Raw genomic sequence first — 25,576 nt, 5'->3', positions numbered from 1 at the left:
CAGTGATCAACCCGCCGTCTCGACGTTGTGATGGGCGTCCGCCAACGTATCCGGCGTGCAGCGCAGATCACCGATCATCAGCACGTTGTTTTCGCTGCGGTGTTTGTCGGTATCCAGGCGGAACCGGCACAACAATTGATCGGCGTAGCGCACTTCAAGCGTCGGTGCGCCTGCATTCATTTCCATCGAGAAGAAACCATCCACTTCGCTGACCCCACGACTGGCGTGGTTGATCACGTGATGGCCTTTGAGCGGCTGCCCTTGCGGGTCGAGCAGTCGACCGAGCACCGTCAGGGTTTTCATCACCCGGACCTTGCGGTACTCCACGCCACCCTTGTTCAGGTGATAACGGCTGCGAGCCGGCTCGATACTCGCCGCCGGCGCATCATTACCTTCGAAGTCGAAGCTGACCGAGCTGCTTTTGTAGGCCGTCAGCGGAATAAAATTGCGCCCCGGCCGCAGTGCTGCGCTACCTCCGCTGAGGTCGTCGGCGCGCAAGGTGATGCCGTCGATATCGGATTCGACATCGACGATCATGCCGGCGCCCCGGCCCAAATGCTGGCTGGTGAAGGTCATGCTCTGACCACCGACGATCAGGGTGCTGTCGAGGTTCACACCGCCGGTAAAATTGCCGTTGAAGGATGAGCGCTGAACAAAGCCGTCACCGTTGACCACATCGTTGCGAAAGCTCGCCAGACTCGACAGCCCGACGCCATAGGTGTCCGTCAACGCGGTGGCCGAGACGCTCTGCAACGCGTGCCCCTGAAAGTCCTTGCGGTAACCCAATGACGCGTTGGTATCGCGGCTGCCATCGCGCGCCGTACGCGAACCGATGCTGCCGGAGACTTGCTGGCCCTGGCCGCCCAAGGCTACGTTGAGACTCAGGTCTACGCCGCGATTGCGCGCATCGCCGCTGCTGTAACTGCCGGGTCGATCAAACAGCGACAAGCGCCAACTGGCATCACTGGCAAACAACTCGGTACGTTGCGTCCAGCCAAGGTCGACGCCCATGCCTTCAACGTTGCCCTCGCTGTGAGACACCCGTGCATTCAGCGAGCTTTTACGGCTGATGCGGTGATTGAGCGCCAGGGATGAATTGCTGGTCTGCCCGGTGAAGACATTGCGTTGTCGCACGCGAGTGCCATCAGGCAGCGTGTCATACAGGTCGGTGGTGTCGAGCCAACTGCGGTTATGACTGACGACCAGGCTGCCGGAACCATAGTTGTACAACCCTTGCAGATCGGCACCCGTGCCGTGATCTTCGGTGCGGTACAGGTTCGCGTAGGCGCTGACGCTGTCAGCCAGGCTCCAGTCGATCGAACTGCCGTACTGCAGCTTTTCGCGGATCTGCCGTGCCGAGAGGCCGAGAATCACCCGGGGATGCAGCAAGTAATTGACTGAAGCTCCCGCTGTCGCACTGCCGCTGGATTGTTGATCCCAGTTGCTCAGCAGCTTGCTTTCCTGCCCGGCAAACACGTTGTAGCGCCAGCGCTCGTCGTGGTTGCGCCAATTGTTGGGTTTGTAGATCAGCTCCTGGGTGGTCGAAGTGATTTGCCCGTCCTCGATCAGACGCACCTCCACTTCATAAATGCCACCGGGTAACGGCCGGGTGTCGAGGGTTTGCAACCCGGCCGGCACCGCCTGAGTATTGATCAGTAAACCGTCACGGTAGAGTTCCACTGACGCCTGTCGGTTGGCCGTGACGTAGACCGGGTACACGCTCGGTTTCGGATTGTCGATGGCCAGGCTGTCGGAGCTGCCGTACATCAGGCCCACTGCGGTATCGGGACTGGTACCGAACGAGCGCGGCTCGCGGGTCAGGCCTTCGGAGTTCGGTGTGAAATAGCCCAGACGCAGGAAACGGCCCTGCAATTCGCGCTGGGTAAAAAGCTCATGCACGGCGTGATAGAGCTGGTCATCAGGCCCGCCAACGCGGGACAACTGCAGGTTGGCAGTCTGGCTCCAGTTGCCGAGACTGGTACTGGCCTCGAGACCAAAGCGCCCGCCCAGATCCTGATCCTGACCACCATTGAGGTTGATCTGGTTACGCAGCATCAGGCCGCTGCTACCACCTTCAGGCTGAGCGTAGAAATGCTGGGTTTCGCTATCGCGTTCGGCATTTTCGGTGACGATCGACAGCAGGGAGTTTTCCAGGTTGTAGTGAACCGCGAGCATCTGCTCCGGGCATTGCCCGGTACAGCTTCCCAGTTTCACACCGGTCTTCAGGATATCGACCCAAGTGTCGCGCTCGGAGGCACCGACCTGGCTTTCGCTGGTGTCAGTGAGGTCAACTAATGTCACGCGGTCGTCGCGGGACAATGAAATCATTGCCTCGCCAAGCTGCTGCTGATCGAGTTCGACCCGAACCGCCAACGGAACATCAAAAAAGTGCTCCTCGAACTCTGCCGGCAAGCCTTTGGCCTGGGCCAGTAGACTTCGCGGCGTATTATCGATGGAAGCGGGCGCCGCAAATGCACTGCTACATAACAGCAACGCAAGCGCTGCCGCAATGGGCGTCATCGGGAACATGAACGAGTACTCTAATTACAAGAAAGTCAGAGCACGGTCGACAAACCATACAGTTTGCCGACCGGGTACATTAACTGGAGCAGGCAAGTTATTACCGTTGCCGACTTTAGTTAAACCGATGGTTCAACCAGCAACATCACAACACCGGTGTAATCACCAGCGCCGAATGTAGTTCCCACCGGGCTGATCTTGAACGGTGCGCGATAACGAACGTTGGACTCTTCGGCACCAACAACTTCCTGAGAAGTGGTAGTGAGAACCCTGCCGTTGAGTTCGACTTTCAAATCGATGGTCTGGCTTCCCGAGATCAGTTTTGGCACGCCTTCCAGACGAGCGTGCACTTTGCCGGCGGTGTGCAGGACGTCGAAGTGCCCGTTGACATGACGCATGGTGCCAGTAGCCGGGTTGTAGCTCATGTCCTGATCCTTGTTGACCAGATCCGCATCGACCGGGACTGCGTAGAAATCGTCGGTTGGAACATGAGCAACGATGCTGATGGAATGCTTGGCTTCGGTGGCAGCAAACGCCATCGAGGAACTCAGTGCCAGAACAGCCATGGAAGCAGAGAACGCAATTTTCTTGAACATCTTTCAGTACCTGTCGATTAAAAAGGATTGAATCGTTGAAAACTGCAATTGATCAGGCTGTCACGAGCGGCCGTATCAAATGAACTTCCAACGCCGAAAGATGATCATTTAAATCCTCTGGAAAGTAAGCAGGCAACTTCCTGCAAGCGTGTAGCCGGGAAGCCATTACATAGGAAAGAAAAAACCACGAAAGTTACAAATTCAACTTGGCACCTGTAAGAGACAGACTACAACGCGCCAGCCAACTGACTCTGCGAGACAGCTTGTGGGTGCAACTTCCGTAAGACTTGTACCACGTCGCCCGATAATAAAGGCGTTGATCGACTATTAGAGAGTTAGCACTAATCTGCGCTCTTGAGCGGCAATTTAATACTGTGTTTTTTTGATCGTTTGCCAGGGTTTCTCGCCTCCAAATTCGATTGATCGAGAGAATGCCGCTGGTCAGAAGCCCTTGCGCTTTTCGTAAGATATATCTTAAGTTGTATCTAAACACGACGAGAGAAGACGAAAAATGAGAGACCATCATTCCCCCCACCGCGAACACGGCGACGGTCGCGACGGCTTCGAGAAACGCTCAGGCTCAGGCCGCGAACGCGGTGGCCGTGGGCCACGAGTCTTTGCCCCCGGCGACCTGAAATTGCTGTTGCTGGCGTTGATCGCCGAGCAGCCCTGCCACGGGTACGACCTGATCCGCCAGATCGAAAGCATGTTCGACGGCGCCTACAGCCCAAGCCCCGGGGTGATCTACCCGACACTGACCTTTCTGGAAGAAAGCGATTTGATCGCCGGCGACGCCGACGGCGGCAAAAAACGCTACAGCATCACCGACGCCGGCCGCGTTTCGCTGAGCGAACAAGCCGTGGCGCTGGACGGTGTGCGCATGCGCATCGAGGTCAGCAAGCGCTCGCTGCGCGGCCATGATCGTCCCCCGGAAATTCATGAGGCGGTGCATAACCTGCGTCATGCCCTGCAAATGCACCACGGGCGCTGGAGCGCCGAAGAAGTCCTGCGCGTACGTGACCTGCTCAACGACACCGCCAAAGCCATCGTCGACGGCCCTGCCGTTCAAACTGCCCCGGAGAAAGCCGAATGACCGCAGTCGATACCCAAACCATTCACCGCGTGATGCACGAAATCAAACGTCGCAAACTTGAAGTGCTTCGCGTTACCGACCTGACCCCGCGCATGCGCCGCATCACCCTAGGCGGGCCAGAACTGGCCGGCTTCATCAGCCTCGGCACCGACGATCACGTCAAACTGCTGTTCCCGCAAACCGCTGAACAAACCGCCGCACTGGAAACCCTGGTGCTGGGCGCCGGCAAGCCCGAGCAACCGCTGCCTGAAATGCGCGACTACACCCCGCGTCGATATGACCTCGACACACTGGAACTGGACATCGACTTCGTCCTGCACGGCGACGTGCCCTGCCTCGACCTGGGCCGAACAGGCCAAACCGGGGCAATTCCTGCATATCGGCGGCCCGCGCGGTTCGATGATCGTCCCGGACATTTTCGACAGCTACCTGCTGATCGGCGATGAAACCGCCCTGCCCGCCATCGCCCGTCGCCTCGAAGGCCTGGCCGCCAATCGCAAGGCGCTGGTGGTGATCGAAGTGGAAAACGGCGCTGAACAGCAAATCCTCGAAAGTGCTGCGCAGATCAACGTGATCTGGGTGCTGCGCGAGGGCAGCAAGGACAACCTGTTGAGCACCGTCAAACAATTGCAGGTGCCCAAGGGCAATCTGTATGCGTGGGTGGCGACCGAGACCAGGGTTTCACGGCAGATCCGCCGGGTGCTGCTGGACGAGCACGGGCTGGACGAGCAGTTGGTCAAAGCGGTTGGCTACTGGCGGGCCGAGGATACAGAGGAAGAATGATGTCTTCCTGTAAGAATGAATCCCCTCTTTAGGGGATTCATTTGTGGCGAGGGGATTTATCCCCGTTCGGCGGCGAAGCCGTCGAAATTCCGGTCTACGCGGTGTCTCAGATAGGTTGCGGTGGCAGGTTTTGGGGCCGCTTCGCGACCCAACGGGGATAAATCCCCTCGCCACAGTTCTCACTCAACGGTGCAGGTGCGTTCCTCGCCAGCGGTCGATTCCGATCACCAACAACCCAATCAGCACAAACCCGACCAATATCCCCCCGGCATTGATAAACACCTGTGGATAACCCAGCAGCGCGACATCAATGAACGGATACGCATACGCGCCCAGCAAGTGCCCGCGCAGCAGTGCGTAGATGAAATAAATCAGCGGATAAATCAGCCACAGCGGCAAATGCCACAAACGCAACGTGCCCTTCGGCACACAGAACCACCAATAACCAAGGAACAGCAGCGGCATCACATCGTGGAGCAATTCATCGGCGATGAACTGCCAGCCTTCCGGGTGCCACAGATGTCGCAATAAAATGCTGTACGCCAGCCCGACCACGGCAATGCTCACCGCAATTGCGCTGCTTACCGACGGCCGCAAAAACCAGCGGCGCGCGGCGGATTCACGCGTAGTCACCGCACAGGTCAACACCGTCGCCACCAGCGTATTGGTCAGCACCGTGAAATAGCTGAAGAAACTCACCAGCCCGCCCAACAGGCTGGCATCGACGCTCAATCGGGCGAAGAAAATCAGATACAGCTGAATGCTCAGCCCCGACCAGCCCAGCACGGCGAGCATTGTGATCAGGCGGCGCCGCGCAACGGTGTCCATCTCAGAGCGGTCGCTTGGTGCGCATCAGCTTCACGTACAAACGCTCGACCTTCTCCCGTGCCCACGGCGTCTTGCGCAAAAACGTCAGGCTCGACTTGATGCTTGGATCACTCTTGAAGCAACGAATATCGACGCGTTCGGCCAGACCCGACCATTCGTAATGGGTCACCAGTGCGTTGAGAATCTGTTCAAGGGTGACGCCGTGCAGCGGATCGGGGGTTTGTTCGTTCATGCCAGGCCTTTGGACGAAGTGAAAATGCAGAAGCCGCGCACCTTAGCCGAGGGGCTGACCGGGTGGAAGGGCTTGAGTTAAATGTAGGTGAAGCTGACTGTTACCGAATCCGAAATGATGCATGTTCATAAAAGGCCTTTGTCTTTTTGTAACAGATCATTATCCTGCCGCCCTTCTGCTGAATCGCTTCACTGCCTGCGACATATTGAAGCGCTCGAATCGCACCCCCGAAAACACCAAAAAAAGACTTATCCATGCCCTATTTTTCCTTCTCCCGAGACAGCGCTATCTCAACGCTGCGCACCCTCGGCGGCTGCACCGCCCTCGGCCTCGCCACCTGTGTTCAAGCGGCTCCCGCGCTCGACAGTGAATCACCGTACATGCTCGGTGACTGGAATGGCACGCGCACAGCACTCTCGGAAAAAGGCTACGACTTCAAGCTCGATTACACCGGCGAAATGGGCAGCAATCTGCACGGTGGTTACGACCACGACCGCACGGCGCGCTACAGCGATCAGTTCGGGCTCGGCACCCACTTGGACTTGCAGAAGATCCTCGGCTGGGACGACGCCGAGTTTCAACTGACCATCACCAAGCGCAGCGGCAACAACATCAGCAACGACCGGATCAACGATCCGCGTGTTGGCGGCTTCACTTCGGCTCAGGAAGTCTGGGGCCGTGGCCAGACCACGCGTCTGACGCAGATGTGGTATCAGCAGAAATTCTTCGACCAGAAACTCGACATCAAGGTCGGTCGTTTCGGCGAAGGCGAAGACTTCAACAGCTTCCCGTGCGACTTCCAGAACCTGGCGTTCTGCGGCTCGCAGGTCGGCAACTGGGTCGGTGGCATCTGGTACAACTGGCCGGTCAGCCAGTGGGCGTTGCGCGTCAAATATCACCTGACGCCGGAGCTGTACGCGCAGGTCGGCGCTTATGAGCAGAACCCGTCCAATCTGGATCGTGGCAACGGCTTCAAACTCAGCGGCAGCGGCACTCAAGGCGCGATTCTGCCGGTGGAGCTGGTGTGGACGCCGAAACTCAACGGTCTGCCGGGCGAATATCGCGCCGGTTACTACTACAGCAACGCCAAGGCCAGCGATGTCTATAAGGATAGCAACGGCCAACCGGCAGCCCTCAGCGGCGAAGCCTATCGCAGTGCGTCGAGCAAACACGGGGTGTGGCTCGGTGTGCAGCAGCAGATCACCAGCATGGCCAGCGACAACTCACGTGGCCTGAGCGTGTTTGCCAACGGCACGATGCACGACAAAAAGACCAACGCCATCGACAACTACGTGCAGGCCGGCGTGGTTTACAAAGGCTTGCTCGCCAGCCGCGCCAAGGACGACATCGGTTTCGCCCTGGCCCGCGTGCACGTCAACCCGGCCTTCCGCAAAAACGCCGAGGCGAGCAATCAGTCACACGCCGTCTACGACTACGAAGACCCATCGTTCCTGCCGCCGCAAGACACTGAATACAGCGCCGAACTCTATTACGGCGTGCACGTCACCAACTGGCTGACCGTGCGCCCGAACCTGCAATACATCCGCCATCCCGGTGGCGTGAACGACGTCGATGACGCGCTGATTGGCGGGATCAAGATCCAGTCGTCGTTCTAAAAAACACCAGATAAAACTGTGGGAGCTGGCTTGCCAGCGATAGCGATTTCACATTCAGCACTGAAGTCACCTGATACACCGCCATCGCTGGCAAGCCAGCTCCCACAGGGATTTGGAAAATTCGTTAGCTAGACAAGTTTTTAACTGAACCATGCCCGTGCCAAATCGTCATCTACAGTGATTACAGCGCGGGACTACTTGAAACGTCACGGAGAACCACACTATGAGCACCGAAAGTGCTTCGAGTCGAAGCCGTCTGCTACCGAGTCTGCTCGGCATTCTGCTTCTGCTGATGGGCCTGGCCATGCTGGCCGGGGGAGTCAAGCTGAGCATGCTCGGCGGCTCGCTGTACTACCTGCTAGCCGGTATCGGCATCGCCCTGACCGGCATTCTGTTACTGCTGCGCCGTCGCGCCGCGCTGGGCCTGTACGCCATCGTGCTGTTCGCCAGCACCGTTTGGGCGCTGTGGGAAGTCGGTCTGGACTGGTGGCAACTGGTGCCACGTCTGGCTTTGTGGTTAGTCCTCGGCATCGTGATGTTGCTGCCGTGGTTCCGCCGTCCATTGCTGCTCAACGGCCCTGCGCCGATGGGTTCGGCAGGTTTGAGCATTGCCGTGGTTCTGGCCGGCCTTACCGCTTTGGCCAGCCTGTTCACCCACCCGGGCGAAATCCTTGGCGAACTGGGCCGCGACACCGCGGACATGACCAGCACCGCACCGCAAATGCCTGATGGCGACTGGCAGGCCTATGGCCGCACCGAATTCGGTGACCGCTATTCCCCGCTGAAGCAGATCACCCCGGCCAACGTCGGCAAGCTGCAAGAAGCCTGGCGCATCCAGACCGGCGACCTGCCGACTGCCGATGACCCGGTCGAACTGACCAACGAAAACACCCCGCTGAAAGCCAACGGCATGATCTATGCCTGCACCGCCCACAGCAAAGTGTTGGCGCTGGACCCGGACACCGGCAAAGAACTGTGGCGCTTCGACCCGCAGATCAAGAGCCCGGTCGGCTTCAAGGGCTTTGCCCACATGACGTGCCGTGGCGTGTCGTACTACGACGAAGCCGCTTACGCCAAGTCTGAAAATGCTGCCTCCGCTGTCATCTCCGAAGCTGGCAAAGCCGTCGCTCAGGCTTGCCCTCGTCGTCTGTACCTGCCAACCGCCGATGCCCGCCTGATCGCCCTGAATGCCGACACCGGCAAGATCTGCGAAGGCTTCGGCAAAAACGGTGTGGTTGACCTGACCCAAGGCATCGGCCCGTTCACCGCCGGTGGCTACTACTCCACTTCGCCTGCCGCGATTACCCGTGATCTGGTGATCATGGGCGGTCACGTCACCGACAACGAATCGACCAACGAGCCATCGGGCGTGATCCGCGCTTTCGACGTACGCGATGGTCACCTGGTGTGGAACTGGGACAGCGACAAGCCGGACGCCACCGAGCCATTGGCCCCGGGCGAAATCTACAGCCGCAACTCGGCGAACATGTGGTCGCTGGCCAGTGTCGACGAAAAACTCGGCATGGTGTTCCTGCCACTGGGCAACCAGACTCCAGACCAGTGGGGCGCTGACCGCACCCCGGGCGCCGAGAAATTCAGCGCCGGCATCGTCGCGCTGGACCTGGCCACCGGTAAAGTGCGCTGGAACTACCAGTTCACCCACCACGACCTGTGGGACATGGACGTAGGCAGCCAGCCAACCCTGCTCGACATGAAAACCGCCGACGGCGTGAAACCTGCGCTGATCGCTCCGACCAAACAGGGCAGCCTGTACGTCCTCGACCGTCGTGACGGCACGCCGATCATTCCGATCAAGGAAATCCCGGTACCGCAAGGCGCCGTGAAAGGCGACCACACCGCACCGACCCAGGCCCGTTCGGACCTCAACCTGCTGGCTCCGGAACTGACCGAAAAAGCCATGTGGGGCGCCAGCCCGTTCGACCAGATGCTGTGCCGCATCCAGTTCAAGGAACTGCGTTACGAAGGCCAATACACGCCTCCGTCGGAACAGGGCAGCCTGATCTATCCGGGTAACGTCGGTGTGTTCAACTGGGGCGGCGTGTCGGTCGATCCGGTTCGCCAGATGCTGTTCACCAGCCCGAACTACATGGCGTTCGTCTCGAAGATGATCCCGCGTGCAGAAGTGGCAGCCGACAGCAAACGCGAAAGCGAAACGGCTGGCATCCAGCCAAACACTGGCGCGCCATACGCTGTGACCATGCACCCGTTCATGTCGCCACTCGGCGTACCGTGCCAGGCTCCGGCCTGGGGCTACGTTGCCGGTATCGACCTGACCACCGGCAAAATCGTGTGGAAACGCAAAAACGGCACCAGCCGCGACAGCTCGCCAATCCCGATCGGCTTCACCTTGGGCGTGCCTAGCATGGGCGGCTCGATGGTAACTGCCGGCGGCGTCGGCTTCCTCAGCGGCACCCTCGACCAGTACCTGCGCGCGTACGACGTCAACTCCGGTAAAGAGTTGTGGAAATCGCGTCTGCCAGCAGGCGGTCAAGCAACCCCGATGACCTACACCGGCAAGGACGGCAAGCAATACGTCCTGTTGGTTGTGGGTGGTCACGGTTCGCTGGGCACCAAAATGGGTGACTACGTGATTGCGTACAAACTGCCGGAATAAGCTTCAACGGCAGTAAACAAAAGGCGATGTCCCGCAAGGGGCATCGCCTTTTTTGTGCACATCATTTTTGACTCCGCCGAAAATAACCTGTGGGAGCTAGCCTGCTAGCGATTGCGGCCTGACATTCAACATCTGTGTTTACTGCAAGGGCCCCATCGCTAGCAGGCTAGCTCCCACAGGTTGAAAAGTGTTGATCTGTGGGAAATGTGCTCGTCCTACAGATGCTGATGATTGCGCGGAGATTTCCGACAGGTCGCGTCGGTTGTGCCTCGGAAGTCGGGTGGATAGGCTCTGGTGGTCGCTGCAAATTCAGCGGCTGGGCGTCGCGGCCCGACTTATGAGGCATAATCGCCGCCACTGACGGCAGCACTTTTTAGTGCCTGCCAGTTTGTTTCATGGTGGCTGTGCGCGGGATACCTTCGGGTATGCCGAATGCCTCAGGTCGGTCCGCGAACCTGCGTACAGCTGCCACCCTCGTATTGCATCGCGGCGATTTCGGGTGTGGCTCACTTAATCCCTGAGGAGTCACAATGATAAAGCCAACGCCAAATCCGCCCGAAGCGGACAGCACCTCCCCCTACGAATCCCTCGATTCCAACAAACTCCACGAAGCCGCCGAACGCGCCCTCGACCACTACCTCTGCCCTGGCCACAAAGACCTGCCATTGCGCAAACCCAGCACCATGTTCGTCGTCGCCCCGCAGATGGACAACGAAACCTTGCTGGCCCACGCCTGCGAATCCCTCGCCTCGGCCAGCGTCATGACCAGCGACATCGCCGCATATGTAGACCCTCCGCAACGCCACACCATCCTGGCCATCCAGCAAATCATCATGCTGGCCGAACTGGCGGTGAATCGTGTCCTCGATAACGTAGAAATAACAGCCCAAAACTGACGCCCACCAAAAACTGTAGGAGCTGCGGCACGCTGCGATCTTTTGATCTTCATTAGCCAACCAAAGATCAAAAGATCGCAGCGTGCCGCAGCTCCTACAGGGGTGTTGTACATCTGACAGAGCATGGTCGGCTGTCAGGCCGCCTTCGCGAGTAAGCTCGCTCCCACAATTCAAACCGTTCACATCCCTCGCGGCAAAGCCGCCCCACTCAACAGGATGAGCGTTAGCTCGGCTGCAGCTCTTGATCTTGACCCACAGGCCGCGTCGGCAGGCTGAGTGGAGGGATTGATCCGGGGGTGGGAGCGCAGCGACCGTTTGGCGCAGCCAAACACATCGAGAGGAGGTGCAGCGCAGCAAACCGTAGGCGATGCCCCCCGGAACAATCCCGGAGCGAAGGAACCCCGAGCCCCAGCGAGCGGGCCGAACGTTGCGGCAAGCGTTTTTGGTTACTTTTTAGGCGTTTGTAAAAAGTGACCCGCCGTAAGGGCGGAACCCCGAGAAGCCATTACCGCAGCAATGGATAAACCCCAAAAACCCCAAGAGACTGGTCGGCCCAGAGGCCGCCAAGTCCAAAGAAACCCTGTCAAAACCCTGAACACACAACCAGAAACATCCACCCCCATTGAAACCACCCAAGCCCTGCCCCATCTAACACCCATACCCCATTGCGCAGGTGCCCCATGAGCGACCAGCAAGAATTCCCGGACAACCCCGACGACTACAGCGAAACCGACCACATCGAACACCACCCCACCGGCAAAGGCCTCGCCCTGCCCGGCCAGAACCTGCCGGACAAGGTCTACATCATCCCGATCCACAACCGCCCGTTCTTCCCGGCCCAAGTGCTGCCGGTCATCGTCAATGAAGAACCATGGGCCGAAACCCTCGACCTGGTAAGCAAATCCGAACACCACTCCCTGGCCCTGTTCTTCATGGACTCGCCCCAGGAAGACCCGCGCCACTTCAACACCAAAGCCCTGCCGGAGTACGGCACGCTGGTCAAGGTGCACCACGCCAGCCGCGAAAACGGCAAACTGCAATTCGTCGCCCAGGGCCTGAGCCGCGTCCGTATCAAGACCTGGCTCAAACACCATCGCCCACCGTATCTGGTGGAAGTCGAATACCCGCACCAGCCGACCGAGCCGACCGACGAGGTCAAGGCCTACGGCATGGCGCTGATCAACGCGATCAAAGAACTGCTGCCGCTCAACCCGCTGTACAGCGAAGAGCTGAAAAACTACCTCAACCGCTTCAGCCCCAACGATCCGTCGCCACTGACCGACTTCGCCGCAGCCCTGACCTCTGCCACCGGCCCCGAGCTGCAAGAAGTGCTCGACTGCGTGCCCATGCTCAAACGCATGGAAAAAGTCCTGCCGATGTTGCGCAAGGAAGTCGAAGTCGCGCGTTTGCAAAAAGAGATTTCCGCCGAAGTTAACCGCAAGATCGGTGAGCATCAGCGCGAGTTCTTCCTCAAGGAACAACTCAAAGTCATCCAGCAGGAACTCGGTCTGACCAAGGACGACCGCAGCGCCGACCTCGAACAGTTCGAACAGCGCCTCGAAGGCAAAGTCCTGCCGGCGCAGGTGCAGAAACGCCTTGAAGAGGAAATGAACAAGCTGTCGATCCTCGAAACCGGCTCGCCGGAGTATGCGGTCACCCGCAACTACCTCGATTGGGCGACCTCGGTGCCATGGGGCGTGTACGGCGACGACAAACTCGACCTGAAACACGCGCGCAAAGTCCTCGATAAACATCACGCCGGTCTCGACGACATCAAGGACCGCATCCTCGAATTCCTCGCCGTCGGTGCTTATAAAGGCGAAATCAGCGGTTCCATCGTGCTGCTGGTCGGACCGCCGGGCGTGGGTAAAACCAGCGTCGGTAAATCCATTGCCGAATCCCTTGGCCGACCGTTCTATCGCTTCAGCCTCGGCGGCATGCGCGACGAAGCCGAGATCAAGGGCCACCGCCGCACCTACATCGGCGCGCAGCCGGGCAAACTGGTGCAGGCGCTGAAAGACGTCGAAGTGATGAACCCGGTGATCATGCTCGACGAGATCGACAAGATGGGTCAGAGCTATCAGGGCGACCCGGCCTCGGCGCTGCTGGAAACTCTCGACCCGGAACAGAACGTCGAATTCCTCGACCACTATCTCGACCTGCGGATGGACCTGTCGAAAGTCCTGTTCGTCTGCACCGCCAACACCCTGGATTCGATTCCCGGCCCGTTGCTGGACCGGATGGAAGTGATCCGCCTGTCGGGCTACATCACCGAAGAAAAAGTCGCCATCGCCAAGCGTCACCTGTGGCCAAAGTTGCTGGAAAAGGCCGGCGTTTCGAAAGGCAGCCTGAGCATCAGCGACAGCGCGCTCAAGACTTTGATCGACGGTTACGCCCGTGAAGCCGGCGTGCGCCAGCTGGAAAAACAGATGGGCAAACTGGTTCGAAAAGCAGTGATGAAGCTGATCGACGATCCGAAAGCGGTGATCAAGATCGGCCCGAAAGACCTCGAAGCGTCGTTGGGCCATCCAGTGTTCCGCAACGAACAAGTGCTGTCCGGCACCGGCGTTATTACCGGACTGGCCTGGACCAGCATGGGCGGCGCGACCTTGCCGATCGAAGCGACGCGGATTCACACACTCAATCGCGGCTTCAAACTCACCGGGCAATTGGGTGATGTGATGAAGGAGTCGGCAGAGATCGCCTACAGCTACGTCAGCTCGCACCTGAAACAGTTTGGCGGCGACGCCAAGTTCTTCGACGAAGCTTTCGTCCACCTGCACGTCCCGGAAGGCGCTACCCCGAAAGACGGCCCGAGCGCCGGCGTGACCATGGCCAGCGCCCTGCTCTCACTCGCCCGCAATCAAGCGCCGAAAAAAGGCGTGGCAATGACCGGCGAACTGACGCTGACCGGGCATGTGCTGCCGATTGGCGGCGTGCGTGAAAAAGTGATTGCAGCGCGGCGGCAGAAGATTTTCGAACTGATTTTGCCGGAGCCGAACCGTGGCAACTTCGAGGAATTGCCGGACTATCTGAAGGAAGGCATTACCGTGCACTTCGCCAAGAAGTTTGCGGATGTGGCGAAGGTACTCTTCTGACAACTGTGTAGTGCCTGCTGTACCGCAATCGCTAGCAGGCTAGCTCCCACAGGGTTTTGGTGTGACCACAATATTTGTGGGCACCACCGGCCAATGTGGGAGCTGGCCTGCCAGCGATGGCGTAAGTGCTGACAATACTGGACTCCCTGACTGTCACACTTTGTCTCATCTTCAGTTATGCTCGCCGTTCGTCGTGAACGCCCGGAGCCGCTGACCTTATGTCCCCCACTCGCCTGTTTGTCCCCCTCGCCCTCTCCTTGCTGGCCGCCTGCGCCACGCAACCGAAACAGAACGTGACCGTGGAAAAACAAAGCGAATGCCCCGTGCGGCTGACCACTGGGCAAAACCTCATTGTGATGCTGCCAAGCAACCCGACCACGGGTTATCGCTGGGCCATTCAGGATTCGGCCGGCGGTGTGCTGCACGCGCTCAGCCCCGAGGTTTACAGCAGTCCGAAAGATTCAGGCATGGTCGGTGCCGGTGGTTTTTCCACCTGGCGCTTCCAGGCGTTCGCTCCCGGTACCGGTCGCTTGCGCCTGACTTCGCAGCAGCCATGGGAGCCGGAAGTGACGCCAGCGGAAACCTTTGACTGCGCGATTTCGGTGAACTGATTGTGGGCTGGCTGATTCTGGCGCTGATGGGCGCAGTGACGTTCCTTTACGGTTTGAGCACTCACGCGGCGCTGCTCTGCCTGCTGGTCAAACCGTTGCCAGTGCTGGCCCTGCTCGGCTGGCTGCATGACGCGCCACCCAGCGACTATCGCCGCTGGATCAGTCTGGGGCTGATTTTCTCTTTGCTCGGTGACGTGTTGCTGGCGTGGCCGGGGGATTTGTTTGTGTTTGGCCTCGGTGCGTTTCTGGTCGCGCATCTGGCGTATCTCAAGGCCTATCTGAGTGACTGCAAGCGTCTGGCGCTAATGCCACTGGTGCTCGCCCTGGGCGTGGGCGCGATGCTGCTGGGAATTCTGATTTCCAGCGGCCTGGGTCCATTGCTGGCGCCAGTGGTCGTCTATGGCATGGCGATCAGTGCGATGCTCTGGCGTGCCCTCGCCCGCCTCGGCAACGATGTGCCCAAGCGCTCGGCGCTGTTGGCGGCAGGCGGTGCGCTGGCGTTTGTGTTCTCGGACAGCGTGATCGGAATTGATCGTTTTGTATCGCCATTTCACGCCGCGCCGTACGTCATCATCCTCAGTTATTGGTTGGGGCAATGGGGTATTGCAGCTTCGGCATTTGGTGAAGGCCAAAAAATGCCTTTCCAGGCCTCATAACCGAAACTTTCAATATCAATACCTAGACATTATAAAAACCTGTCAGATCTGACAGTGGTCGCAATCACCACTCGCACTTACTATTCCTGTGGAACTATGCTGCCACGATTATAAACAGGAATAACAATTATGAAATTTTTCACAAATAAAAATTCGCGTAATACATCAGATCAATACGTATCTGTTAACTGCGACATCAAAGCCAAGATTTCCCGGCGCGTCAGCTTTCACACTCAAAATATTGAGTTCGAACAAAGCGAAAATAGCGACCAAATGGTATTCTTGGCTCGCAACTATGAAAATGGTTTTAAAGATTCCAAAAGAGGCATGTACATTCTATGTTCAAGCGACCTTGAGTCCGGCAGTTACTCGCCAAAAGACCCGAACTTCCCATTTTCACAATTCTATTATTTCGAATCCGGTTACAATGGAAAATTCACAACTTTTTATGAATACCCAGCAGAAAGCGGCACCATTGACGTCGAAGTCGTTGAGAACAGCTCCGAGGCCTTACTGTATCTAATTAAGTTCGACTTCAAAGGTAATGATCACAGGGCTGGTGTGCTTCACATCGTAGGCGAGGCAGAATTAAACGTTTTTAAACGTTCTGCCTGATCGCCTCCAAACAATGAATGACCGAGGTGCTTTTTGACTTGGTCATTCATTGACTTTTCCAAACACCCACGCAGCCAAACCTCCTTTCCAATTTGATTCGTCCTCGCTTCATCAGACAACCCAAGCATCCTCGCGCCACTTTGGCTAAAATGCCGGCCTTTCCACCTACACCGCCGGTACCGTCGTGAGCAAAGAACCCGATCGCATATTCGCCCAGCCCTTGGCCCAAGTGCCTGACTTCGCCTTCAACGAGGACGTGGTGCGGGTGTTCCCGGACATGATCAAGCGCTCGGTGCCGGGTTATCCGACCATTGTCGAAAACCTTGGCGTGCTCGCTGCACAGTTCGCCCAGCCGAACAGCGTGCTCTACGACCTTGGCGCTTCGCTGGGTGCGGTAACCCAGGCACTGCGCCGTCATGTGCGCACCGACGGTTGCCGCGTTATCGCTGTGGATAACTCGGCGGCGATGGTCGAACGCTGCCGTGAATACCTTAACGGTCAGGATTCGATGTTCCAGGAGTTGCTGCCGGTCGAAGTGATCGAAGGCGATATTCTCGCTCTCGACTTCAAACCGGCCTCGGTGGTGGCGCTGAACTTCACCCTGCAATTTATCGCCCCGGATCAGCGCACCGCGTTGCTCTCACGCATCCGCCAATCACTGCTGCCGGGCGGCGCGCTGATTCTTTCCGAGAAGCTGCGCTTCAACGATGCCGAAGAACACGACCTGCTCACCGATCTGCATGTCGCGTTCAAGCGCGCCAACGGCTACAGCGAACTGGAAATCGCCCAGAAGCGCAGCGCCATCGAAAACGTCATGAAGCCCGACAGCCTCGAAGAACACCGCGAACGCCTGTTGGCCGCCGGGTTCTCGAAAGTCGTGCCGTGGTTCCAGTGTCTTAACTTTGCCTCGTTGATTGCCTTGCCATGATTGATCTGTCCCCCCTCGCCCGCCGTCTGGCCGGCACCCCGCTGGCCGAGTGGGCCAATACCCTGCAAGCGCAGCTCGACAAGAAAATGGAGAAAGGCCACGGTGATCTGGAGCGCTGGCAGAGTGCGCTCGACGCGTTGCCGAAGATTCAGCCGAGCGAAGTCGATCTGCTCAACGGCCTGAAACTCGACACCGATTGCGACGACGAAACCCGTGCACAAATGCGCACCGCGCTGATGGGCCTGTCGCCTTGGCGCAAGGGCCCGTTCGATCTGTTCGGTGTACACGTCGACACCGAATGGCGCTCGGACTGGAAATGGTCGCGGGTCGCGCCGCATCTGGATCTGAAAGGCAAACGCATCCTCGATGTTGGTTGCGGTAATGGCTACTACATGTGGCGCATGCTCGGTGCCGGCGCCAACAGCGTGATCGGCGTTGATCCGAACTGGCTGTTCTTCTGTCAGTTTCAGGCTGTGCAGCGTTACCTGTCCGAGCCGAATGCCTGGCACCTGCCGTTCCCGTTCGAGGATCTGCCGCCGAATCTGGAAGGCTTCGATACGGTGTTTTCGATGGGCGTGTTCTATCATCGCCGCTCGCCAATCGAGCATTTGCTGGCGCTGAAAGATTGCCTGGTCAAGGGCGGTGAACTGGTGCTGGAGACGCTGGTGATCGAAGGCGATCAGCAGCAAGTGTTGGTGCCGGAAGATCGTTACGCGCAGATGCGTAACGTGTGGTTCCTGCCGTCAGTGCCGGCGCTGGAGTTGTGGCTGCGTCGCGCAGGCTTCACCGATGTGAAGTGTGTGGACGTGAGCACCACGACGGTCGAAGAACAACGCGGCACCGAGTGGATGAAGTATCAGTCGCTGAGCGACTTCCTCGACCCTGAAGATCACAGCAAAACCATCGAAGGCCTGCCGGCACCGATGCGTGCGGTGATCGTCGCTCGTAAATAACCGGATCTCACAAACACTGCAAAAACCTGTGGGAGCTGGCTTGCCAGCGAAGGCGTCAGCACATCAAACATTGATGTCGACTGAATCACCGCTATCGCTGGCAAGCCAGCTCCCACAGGGTTTGCTGTTGTTATCTAGATTGTTGGTTTTGCGCGTCGCGCTCTGAAAAACTCGGTCAACACCGCCCCGCACTCTTCCGCCAACACCCCGCCTTCATACAACACCCGATGATTCAAAAAGCCCTGGGTAAAAAACTGCCCCTGACTTTGCACAATCCCGGCCTTGGGTTCCAACGCGCCATACACCACCCGCGCAACCCGCGAATGCACGATAAGCCCGGCGCACATGCTGCACGGTTCAAGCGTCACATAGAGCGTGCTGCCCGGCAGTCGATAATTGCTTAGTGCTTGCGCCGCAGCGCGGATCGCGACCATCTCCGCATGGGCGCTCGGATCGCTGCCGGTGATCGGGCAATTGAAGCCACGACCGATGATCTCTCCGTCCTGCACCAGCACCGCACCCACCGGCACTTCGCCAAGCGCTGCGCCTTGTGCTGCAAGGGTCAGCGCTTCACGCATGAAGTGTTGATCTCGGCTGCGGTCGATGATCGCCGCCGGGCGAATCTGGCGCATCACTTCACCTCGATGGCGGCCATCAGGCCGGTTTCCATGTGGTCGATCACATGGCAATGGAACATCCACACACCCGGGTTATCCGCCACCAGCGCCACTTGCGCACGCTCGTTTTTACCCAGCAGATAAGTGTCGGTGAAGTACGGAATGATCTTGTGCCGATTCGAAGCAATCACCTTGAAGCTCATGCCGTGCAGATGGATCGGATGCTGATACTGAGTCATGTTTTTCAGTTCGAAAATATAGCTCTGGCCCAACTTCAAACTGGCAATCGGCCGGTCGGCGCAGGTCTTGTCGGTGATATCCCAGGCTTTGCCGTTGATCTGCCACAGGCTCGGCGGCCGCCCGTTGTCGACATTCACCGACACCGAACCGACCCATTCGAAATTGAAGTTGAGTTTTTCGGCATTCGCCAGATCCGGTTCGGCCACCGGGTTGGCCGGCAGGGCTTTCGGCCAGTCTGTCGGCGCGTCGGTATTGGCCACAGAACGCAGCGTGCCCAGACGCACCGGGCCATTGCGCAGCGACAGCTCTTCGCCGGCCGCTGGCGCCTTGATCGCCAGGCAAATGCGCATGCCCGGGCCCAACCAGTATTCCTTGCCCAGCGGCCGTGGCTCGACCGGGTTGCCGTCCAGCGCGTAGATCTGCGCTTCGACGCCAGGAATATTGATGCGATAAGTCAGCGTGTTGTCGAGGTTGAGCAAACGCACCCGAGTGATCTGCCCGGCCGGCAATTCGATAACCGGCGAAGGCACGCCATTAATGGTCGACAGACGCCCCGCCGTACCACCGCGCGCAGCTTCACGCGGGATGCTGAATTCGACGAAATTGCCTTCATCATCGATGTGCCAGTTCTTCAGGCTCAGGGTCTTTTCGTACTTGAAACCGGTAGGCTCGCGCTCTTCGATGATCAACGGCCCGACCAGCCCGCGCCCGAGTTCTTCGCTGCTGCTGACGTGCGGGTGATACCAGTAGCTGCCGGCATCCGGCACACGGAATTTGTAGTCAAAGTATTCACCCGGCAGCACCGGCAATTGCGAGACGTAAGGCACGCCGTCCATTTCCAGTGGCAGGCGGATGCCGTGCCAATGAATGGTGGTCGCGACCGGCAAGTGGTTGATGAATCGCACCCGTAGCCACTCACCCTGACGCACGCGCAACTCGGTGCCCGGCGCCGACGGCCCGAACGCCCAGGCTTCGGTCTTGTGCCCCGGCACCAGCTCAACGTCCAGTGGAGCGGCGATCAGTTCGTAGTCATGCCCAGCCTCGGCATCAGCCATCTTGCCCAGCCAGTAACGCGACGCGCCACCCGCGCCGACACCAACGACAACAAGACCGGCCAGGCCACCGAGGATTTGGCGACGGGTAAAGGACATGAACTCAACTACCTCACATTTCAGCCGCAGGCACCGGGCCCGCAAAAGGCAAATACGATACACCTGCAATTGCGAAACAGTAAGGGCGGAGCGGCGGATGGCCGCAGTTGGGCACGTCCATACACGATTTCGAACGCCAATGAGGCATAACTATGTAGTGCACATGCCTTGAGATTGCCGGTCATGCTCTATGGCCGTTTCTCAAGGATAGAGAACACATGTCCATCACCGAAAACCGCCCGCTACCCAACGCTGGCGACAAAGCTGCGCTCAAGGCCATCGCTACCACCGTGATCCAGACTTGCCCCAGCCTGCAAGACAGCGCTCATGAAGTCGCCAGCAAGCTGCTGGAAAAATACGCGATCACCGGCCTCGATCCGGATCAGATCTACTTCCATCGCTTTGATGCATCTCAAAGCAGCTCGAAAGCCTTCACCGGCTGGGAACATCTCAAGGCAACCCCGACTTCGAGCATGACCCTGACGCAACTGGTGCTGCATCGCTTTCGCGCCGCGGATCAAGACAACGCCGACCTGCTGGATGTCTATGCAGGCTTTTACAGTGCAGGCGCGAACGCCGGCACCTTCAACGAAAGCAACGAGGTCCGCCTGCACGGCAATGAGGTGCTGAAAGACTTCTGGAGTGTCGATTTCAGCTCGCTGTACACCGAAAAACTGACTGCTTACTGGAACGAAAGTGGCAGCGATTTCCGCACCCTGGCCAAGTGCAATTTCCTTATCCAGGCCGTTCAGGCACGCGATAAACGTTTATTGAGCGACGAGGACTTTCAGTTCGTCACCCAGGCCGCCATCGGTCCGATCACGTGGCCGGTCAGCCTGCAGTTGCTGCAATCCCCGCATCAGTGCGAAGGCCAGGTTCGAACCCTGGATGTCGATGGCTACGTCGCCACCAATATTCTTCGTTTTGTTGCGCCCAAGGGGCGGCAGATCGTCTACCTACCCGGTGAAGCCGACGCTTTTCAGGTTCTGGAAACCGCCACGGACATGCACTACTGGATGTTGCAGCAGATGAACAAGGAGCCAGCGCGCCAAGCGTTCATGACGCACTTCTCCCTTGCTGATCGCCAGGCTGTCACCGAGAACATCAGCGATATCATGAACCGGCTGGTCAGCACCTGGGGCAAGTACGACCATCACTTGATCAACCAGAAAAACCAGATCGTCACTGGCGATGCATTCAGTTGGCTGCGCGACTCGACCAAGGACGCGATGTTCGCCGAAGCCGAACTGTCGCTGACCTCCAATGGTGATCTACGGGAAAAACTCTGGATCGGTTACCTCAGCGCCGGAGTGAAGGTTTTCGGCCCGATGGCCGTCGTCGGCTGGCCGATTGCCTTGCCGGTGATTGGCGCCAGCATCGTCAATCTGGGCTTGAACATCGATCAGGCAGTCAATGGCAAAACCGCCGCAGAGCGCAAGGCCGGGGTATTGGGCGCAGTGTTCAGTGGCATTGATATTCTGTTCAATCTGCTCGTTCTCAAAGGGCCAGGCTCTCTGCAAGAGATCGGCCCGGAAATTGAAGCGGCCGAAGCGCAAGAAATGTCCGAGCTGATTGAATCAACAAAACCGAGCCAAGGCATCGACCTGTCGGACGATCTGCTGGTCGAGGAGCTGGACGAAGGCGTACAGCCATCTCATCCGGCCTCCTCGATACCGCAGGCCTTCAAGATCGAACAGCGCCTCGGTGCTGAAACGCTGGTTCGAGAACCCGGCAAGTTCCAGGGTATCCATCAGTTGGCCTCCAACCCTTCGACCGCGATCACTCTGCAAGACAGCGCCTATTACGTGCGCTTTGAAAGTAACCTCAACGGCCCCGGAACCTGGGCGATCATTGACCCGGCCAGCCCCAATGCCTTCACCGGATCGATTCCGGTGCGCCTGAACGCCCTCGGCGAGTGGGAAATCACCCCTCAACTGGGCTTGCGAGGAGGAATGAAAACACCATCGATTTCTGGCGCAGACGCAACAAGCGGGCCCATTATCGAGGAATGGGCGCGCTCACCGGGCATTGACGTACCCGGCCTTGAAGACCCCGAAATGAGGAACTGGGCGCTCGGCGGCGCGGACGTTCAGAGCCAGTTTCGCAGGATGTGGACGATTGGCGGCGTAGACGTGCGCAGCGTGCTCGGGGCCGACATCGACGGCACCACACACCCTCTGCTGCGGCCCAACCTCAACGAACAGCCCCTGTCTTTGAGTGAATTCGATCTGGCCCAGGAAGAGCCCCGCCGAACCCTGACTAACGATGCAAACGCCTATTACCAGGCTCACCCGACGACTCCACGCCTGTCGGTGACATCTACTACGCCAATAGAGACGCCAACCGAGTTACTCGCAACAGTCTATGAGGCAAAACCCGGGCTGGTCGTCGGTGAAAACTACGGCAGCATCGGCAGCAAACGGTTCTTGATCGAAAACATGCCTGAACTGGCCCGACGTGGAGTCAAGACGCTGTACTTGCAGGAGCTGCTGGCGAACGTCAATCAAGGTGAACTGGATGCTTTTGCCCGAACCGGTGAAATGCCCGAAGAACTTGAAAACTACCTGAAGAAACTCGACTTCAAGGCCGCCAATGACCCCGATGGAAAATTCACTCTACTGAACCTGGTAAAAGCGGCCAATGCTCAGCGGATTCGCGTCCAGGCCATCGATATGACGACGACCTACAACATCAACAAGGACACACTGAGTCAGGTGTCAGACAGTCAGATGGCGAGGAGCTTTTTTGCCAGCGAAGTCATTCAGCTCAATCAAAGCCTGAAAGAACCGGCGAAATGGGTTGCCCTGGTCAATCAGGAGAACATGACAAGCTTCAGAGGTTTCCAGGGCATCAGCGAACAGACTGATGCGCTGAGTATCCGTATCGACGATGTGTCTCCTGGCATGGCGCAACCAATCGACTCCGATCCCGGATTGGTGGTGGAGTATGCGGATTATCCGGACTCTGCGGTCTATGTATCGGAAGGCCAGGCTGACTTCGACAGCATCCAGGCCCTGATCAAAGGCGACTGGCGGGTGCAGATGGAATCCCCATGGGCGTCCCGAACCCCGGAAAATCTCAAAGCACTTTTGCCGGAGCCTGGAATGTTCACGTTCCAACGCTACAGAAGCAGTGTGCTGGTGGTTTATCGCAACAGCCAGAATCGAATGGCTGACAGTGTCATCCGGCTAACGCCCGCAGGCAGGTTGAATCTGGATACGCCACTCAGGCCCCCCCATGAATCGATGACCGTGGACACGCTCGATGAACTGAAACAGGTGCTGACCGCCAAGGGCATGAAACCAATGGGCTGGCCTGCTGAACTGACGGAGATCACCGAGAGCACCGAGTCTGCCGAGGCAACGGGTGCAGGCGCGGCTTCGCTGGCAGACGAACTCGACTCCACGCTATCTGAACTTGAACCGCGTCCACTGGTGCCGGATAACTGGCAAGCCAACGAATTGCTGGAAGGCAAAACGGCCGGCAGCGAACCAGGGAAGTTCAGGGGCATCTTTCAACTCAACAGCAACCCTTCAACCGCCATCCTGATACAGGACACCGCCTATTACGTACGCTATGAAGCCGACATCAACGGCGGCGGGCATTGGGCAATCATTGACCCGGAAAACCCCGGGAGTTTCTCGAATTCAATCCCGGTTCGACTCAACGCCGAAGGAGAATGGGAAACCGTAGCTCGCGGCGGACTAAAGGGCGGAGGAAAAACCTCACCGGTTCCGGCACGATTCGTCGATCAGGCCGCCACCACGCCGCTACCTGCCAGCGACTATGACGTGCCCGAGCAACTGAGGCCGCATCTGAAAAGAGGCGCAATCGGGGGCAACGACGATGCCTTGCGGGATGTCTACGACAGCATGCATGAGATAGACCCTTATCGGGATTTCAAGGCGATCAGAAAGCGTCTTTATCGGGATGCACTACGTTTCTACGAAAACCCCACTCTGCCGGCGAGGCCGCCGGTTCCGCAACTTGAAGCCACTGCCAGCGCCGAGGAGATTATCGAAAAAACCCTCGAAAACGCGCGTGGGCTGGTGATTGGTGAAAGCCATGACGGTATCGGCAGCAAACAGTGGCTGATCGAGAACATGGAAATGCTGGCCCGCAAAAATGTGAAGACGCTATACATGGAACATCTGTTGACCGACTTTCATCAGGCGGCTCTGGATTCATTCGCGCAGACCGGCGTCATGCCAGAGGAACTGGAGAGTTACCTGAAGACGCTCGACACCGGGAACATGACCGATCCACTGGGGCGATACACGTTTCTGGAAGTGGTCAGGGAAGCCGGAAATCAGGGCGTCCACGTGCAAGCCATTGACTGCATGGCAAGTTATCGGCTCAACGGCATGGACATTATTTCGGGGCAGGAAAACATCATCGATGATGCCGCGCGGCAAAAAATGATGAATTACTTTGCCAGATCAATCATTCGCTCTGACCAGGCCCTGCGTGGTGCGCACAAATGGACGGCGCTGATGGGCAACTCGCATTCCAACACGTTCGAAGGCGTTGCCGGTGTCAGTGAACTGGAAGAAGCCATCGGCATACGCGTCGAGGATGTCGCAGAGGGAGACTCCGGCGGTATCGAAATCGATCCGGGAAAAATCCTCCCTACTGGCAATGGTGTCATGGACCGCGCCGCGCTGGTCAGAGGCGACCTGCGCCTACAGGTGGAAACACCGTGGCGAGCACAGAGCATGTCGGAAATCGAAGCCCTGCTACCGCGTTACGGCATGTACACCCTCAAGCAACAACCGCTCATGACGTTTCTGGTTCACCGCAGCCGCAACAAGGAACTGATCCGCACCCTGATCCAGACTGACGCGGGTCGGTACTACATAGAACGACCGAACTGGCCGTCGGTGAGCGGAAAACGCTATGGCAGTATCAGGCAGCTTTTGCAGGGCCTGGATAACATGGGCCTGAGGCTGGCAGGCTGGTCAAAACAGCTGTAACCGGCCAACAAAAAAGCCGTGTGAAACATGATTTCACACGGCTTTTGATGTTACTGCGTCAAGCCATCAAGGTTTGCGCAGGATCATTCCCACTCAATGGTCGCTGGCGGCTTGCTCGACACGTCATAAGTAACGCGGGAGATGCCTTCGATTTCATTGATGATGCGGCCACTGACGGTTTCCAGCAGCTCGTAAGGCAGGTGAGCCCAACGCGCAGTCATGAAGTCGATGGTTTCTACGGCACGCAGGGCAACGACCCAGGCGTAACGACGGCCATCACCGACCACGCCAACCGATTTCACCGGCTGGAACACTACAAAGGCCTGGCTGACTTTGTGGTACCAGTCGGCTTTGCGCAGTTCTTCGATGAAGATGTGGTCGGCACGACGCAGCAGGTCGGCGTATTCCTTCTTCACTTCACCGAGGATACGCACGCCCAGACCCGGGCCCGGGAACGGGTGACGGTAGACAATTTCTTACTGCTGTCCCAGTTACTTATCCAGTCTTCGGATTTATTTGTTGATCTGTTTGGTCT

Annotated in this window: 17 protein-coding genes and 2 pseudogenes; 12 read left to right on the top strand and 7 right to left on the bottom strand. The window is 58.1% G+C overall.

Annotation, left to right across the window (positions count from 1 at the left end):
• Positions 1 to 6: 6 nt before the first annotated feature.
• Both ACIOZM_RS14640 and ACIOZM_RS14635 read right to left on the bottom strand, forming a co-directional pair.
• The gene (locus ACIOZM_RS14640; RefSeq protein WP_401214949.1) at positions 7 to 2,529 is read right to left on the bottom strand and encodes a CS1-pili formation C-terminal domain-containing protein; all 2,523 of its coding nucleotides are present in this window, start codon (positions 2,527 to 2,529) and stop codon (positions 7 to 9) included.
• Positions 2,530 to 2,639: 110 nt separating this feature from the next.
• Positions 2,640 to 3,116 (bottom strand): CS1 type fimbrial major subunit, encoded by a 477-nt coding sequence (locus ACIOZM_RS14635; RefSeq protein WP_401214946.1) that lies wholly within the window; start codon positions 3,114 to 3,116, stop codon positions 2,640 to 2,642.
• Positions 3,117 to 3,627: 511 nt separating this feature from the next.
• Here ACIOZM_RS14635 and ACIOZM_RS14630 point away from each other — a divergent pair.
• Positions 3,628 to 4,209, top strand: a complete 582-nt coding sequence (locus ACIOZM_RS14630; RefSeq protein WP_401214943.1) for a PadR family transcriptional regulator — start codon at positions 3,628 to 3,630, stop codon at positions 4,207 to 4,209.
• A pseudogene (locus tag ACIOZM_RS14625) lies at positions 4,206 to 4,992 on the top strand (siderophore-interacting protein). The gene ACIOZM_RS14630 and the pseudogene ACIOZM_RS14625 overlap by 4 nt, the downstream one beginning before the upstream one ends.
• Positions 4,993 to 5,175: 183 nt before the next feature.
• On the opposite strand, the gene ACIOZM_RS14620 reads toward ACIOZM_RS14625, so the two are convergent.
• Positions 5,176 to 5,820 (bottom strand): Pr6Pr family membrane protein, encoded by a 645-nt coding sequence (locus ACIOZM_RS14620; RefSeq protein ID WP_401214940.1) that lies wholly within the window; start codon positions 5,818 to 5,820, stop codon positions 5,176 to 5,178.
• 1 nt (position 5,821) lies between these two features.
• Entirely contained in the window at positions 5,822 to 6,052 is a 231-nt protein-coding gene (locus ACIOZM_RS14615; protein ID WP_401214937.1) for a VF530 family DNA-binding protein, read from the bottom strand.
• A gap of 254 nt (positions 6,053 to 6,306) precedes the next feature.
• Between ACIOZM_RS14615 and ACIOZM_RS14610 the strand changes: the two genes are divergently transcribed.
• From ACIOZM_RS14610 to cmoB, 9 genes are all read left to right on the top strand, one after another.
• The gene (locus ACIOZM_RS14610; protein ID WP_401214934.1) at positions 6,307 to 7,668 is read left to right on the top strand and encodes a carbohydrate porin; all 1,362 of its coding nucleotides are present in this window, start codon (positions 6,307 to 6,309) and stop codon (positions 7,666 to 7,668) included.
• 223 nt (positions 7,669 to 7,891) lie between these two features.
• Positions 7,892 to 10,303 (top strand): glucose/quinate/shikimate family membrane-bound PQQ-dependent dehydrogenase, encoded by a 2,412-nt coding sequence (locus ACIOZM_RS14605; protein ID WP_401214931.1) that lies wholly within the window; start codon positions 7,892 to 7,894, stop codon positions 10,301 to 10,303.
• Positions 10,304 to 10,833: 530 nt separating this feature from the next.
• Positions 10,834 to 11,199, top strand: coding sequence for a DUF6124 family protein (locus ACIOZM_RS14600; RefSeq protein ID WP_401214930.1), 366 nt, complete (start codon positions 10,834 to 10,836; stop codon positions 11,197 to 11,199).
• 680 nt (positions 11,200 to 11,879) lie between these two features.
• Positions 11,880 to 14,297 carry an endopeptidase La gene (lon, locus tag ACIOZM_RS14595; protein WP_401214927.1) on the top strand — a complete coding sequence of 806 codons (2,418 nt, stop codon included), beginning with the start codon at positions 11,880 to 11,882 and terminating at the stop codon, positions 14,295 to 14,297.
• A gap of 218 nt (positions 14,298 to 14,515) precedes the next feature.
• Positions 14,516 to 14,908: a protease inhibitor I42 family protein gene (locus tag ACIOZM_RS14590; RefSeq protein WP_401214925.1), complete on the top strand. Its 393-nt coding sequence runs from the start codon at positions 14,516 to 14,518 to the stop codon at positions 14,906 to 14,908.
• A 2-nt stretch (positions 14,909 to 14,910) separates the two neighbouring features.
• Positions 14,911 to 15,564 carry a lysoplasmalogenase gene (locus tag ACIOZM_RS14585; RefSeq protein WP_401214922.1) on the top strand — a complete coding sequence of 218 codons (654 nt, stop codon included), beginning with the start codon at positions 14,911 to 14,913 and terminating at the stop codon, positions 15,562 to 15,564.
• Between the two features lie 129 nt (positions 15,565 to 15,693).
• Positions 15,694 to 16,179: a hypothetical protein gene (locus tag ACIOZM_RS14580; protein WP_401214919.1), complete on the top strand. Its 486-nt coding sequence runs from the start codon at positions 15,694 to 15,696 to the stop codon at positions 16,177 to 16,179.
• Positions 16,180 to 16,363: 184 nt separating this feature from the next.
• On the top strand, positions 16,364 to 17,107 hold the full coding sequence (cmoA, locus tag ACIOZM_RS14575; RefSeq protein WP_401214917.1) for a carboxy-S-adenosyl-L-methionine synthase CmoA: 744 nt from the start codon (positions 16,364 to 16,366) through the stop codon (positions 17,105 to 17,107).
• Positions 17,104 to 18,060 (top strand): tRNA 5-methoxyuridine(34)/uridine 5-oxyacetic acid(34) synthase CmoB, encoded by a 957-nt coding sequence (gene cmoB, locus ACIOZM_RS14570; protein ID WP_401214914.1) that lies wholly within the window; start codon positions 17,104 to 17,106, stop codon positions 18,058 to 18,060. Before cmoA ends, cmoB begins: the two co-directional genes overlap by 4 nt.
• A gap of 134 nt (positions 18,061 to 18,194) precedes the next feature.
• On the opposite strand, the gene tadA is transcribed toward cmoB, so the two are convergent.
• Together tadA and ACIOZM_RS14560 are read right to left on the bottom strand one after the other, a co-directional pair.
• Positions 18,195 to 18,692: a tRNA adenosine(34) deaminase TadA gene (gene tadA / locus ACIOZM_RS14565; protein WP_401214910.1), complete on the bottom strand. Its 498-nt coding sequence runs from the start codon at positions 18,690 to 18,692 to the stop codon at positions 18,195 to 18,197.
• Positions 18,692 to 20,068: a multicopper oxidase family protein gene (locus ACIOZM_RS14560; RefSeq protein WP_401214907.1), complete on the bottom strand. Its 1,377-nt coding sequence runs from the start codon at positions 20,066 to 20,068 to the stop codon at positions 18,692 to 18,694. The genes tadA and ACIOZM_RS14560 overlap by 1 nt, the downstream gene beginning before the upstream one ends.
• Before the next feature lie 218 nt (positions 20,069 to 20,286).
• Here ACIOZM_RS14560 and ACIOZM_RS14555 point away from each other — a divergent pair, with 218 nt between their 5' ends.
• Positions 20,287 to 25,041 carry a membrane-targeted effector domain-containing toxin gene (locus ACIOZM_RS14555; RefSeq protein WP_401214904.1) on the top strand — a complete coding sequence of 1,585 codons (4,755 nt, stop codon included), beginning with the start codon at positions 20,287 to 20,289 and terminating at the stop codon, positions 25,039 to 25,041.
• A gap of 83 nt (positions 25,042 to 25,124) precedes the next feature.
• On the opposite strand, the pseudogene ACIOZM_RS14550 reads toward ACIOZM_RS14555, so the two are convergent.
• Positions 25,125 to 25,514 (bottom strand): annotated as a pseudogene (locus ACIOZM_RS14550) (GMP synthase (glutamine-hydrolyzing)); the annotation flags it as partial.
• Between the last annotated feature and the right edge of the window lie 62 nt (positions 25,515 to 25,576).

This window comes from Pseudomonas sp. NPDC087346, from assembly GCF_044744235.1.
Lineage (GTDB): Bacteria > Pseudomonadota > Gammaproteobacteria > Pseudomonadales > Pseudomonadaceae > Aquipseudomonas.
This window is presented reverse-complemented; position numbering and strand designations above follow the sequence as displayed.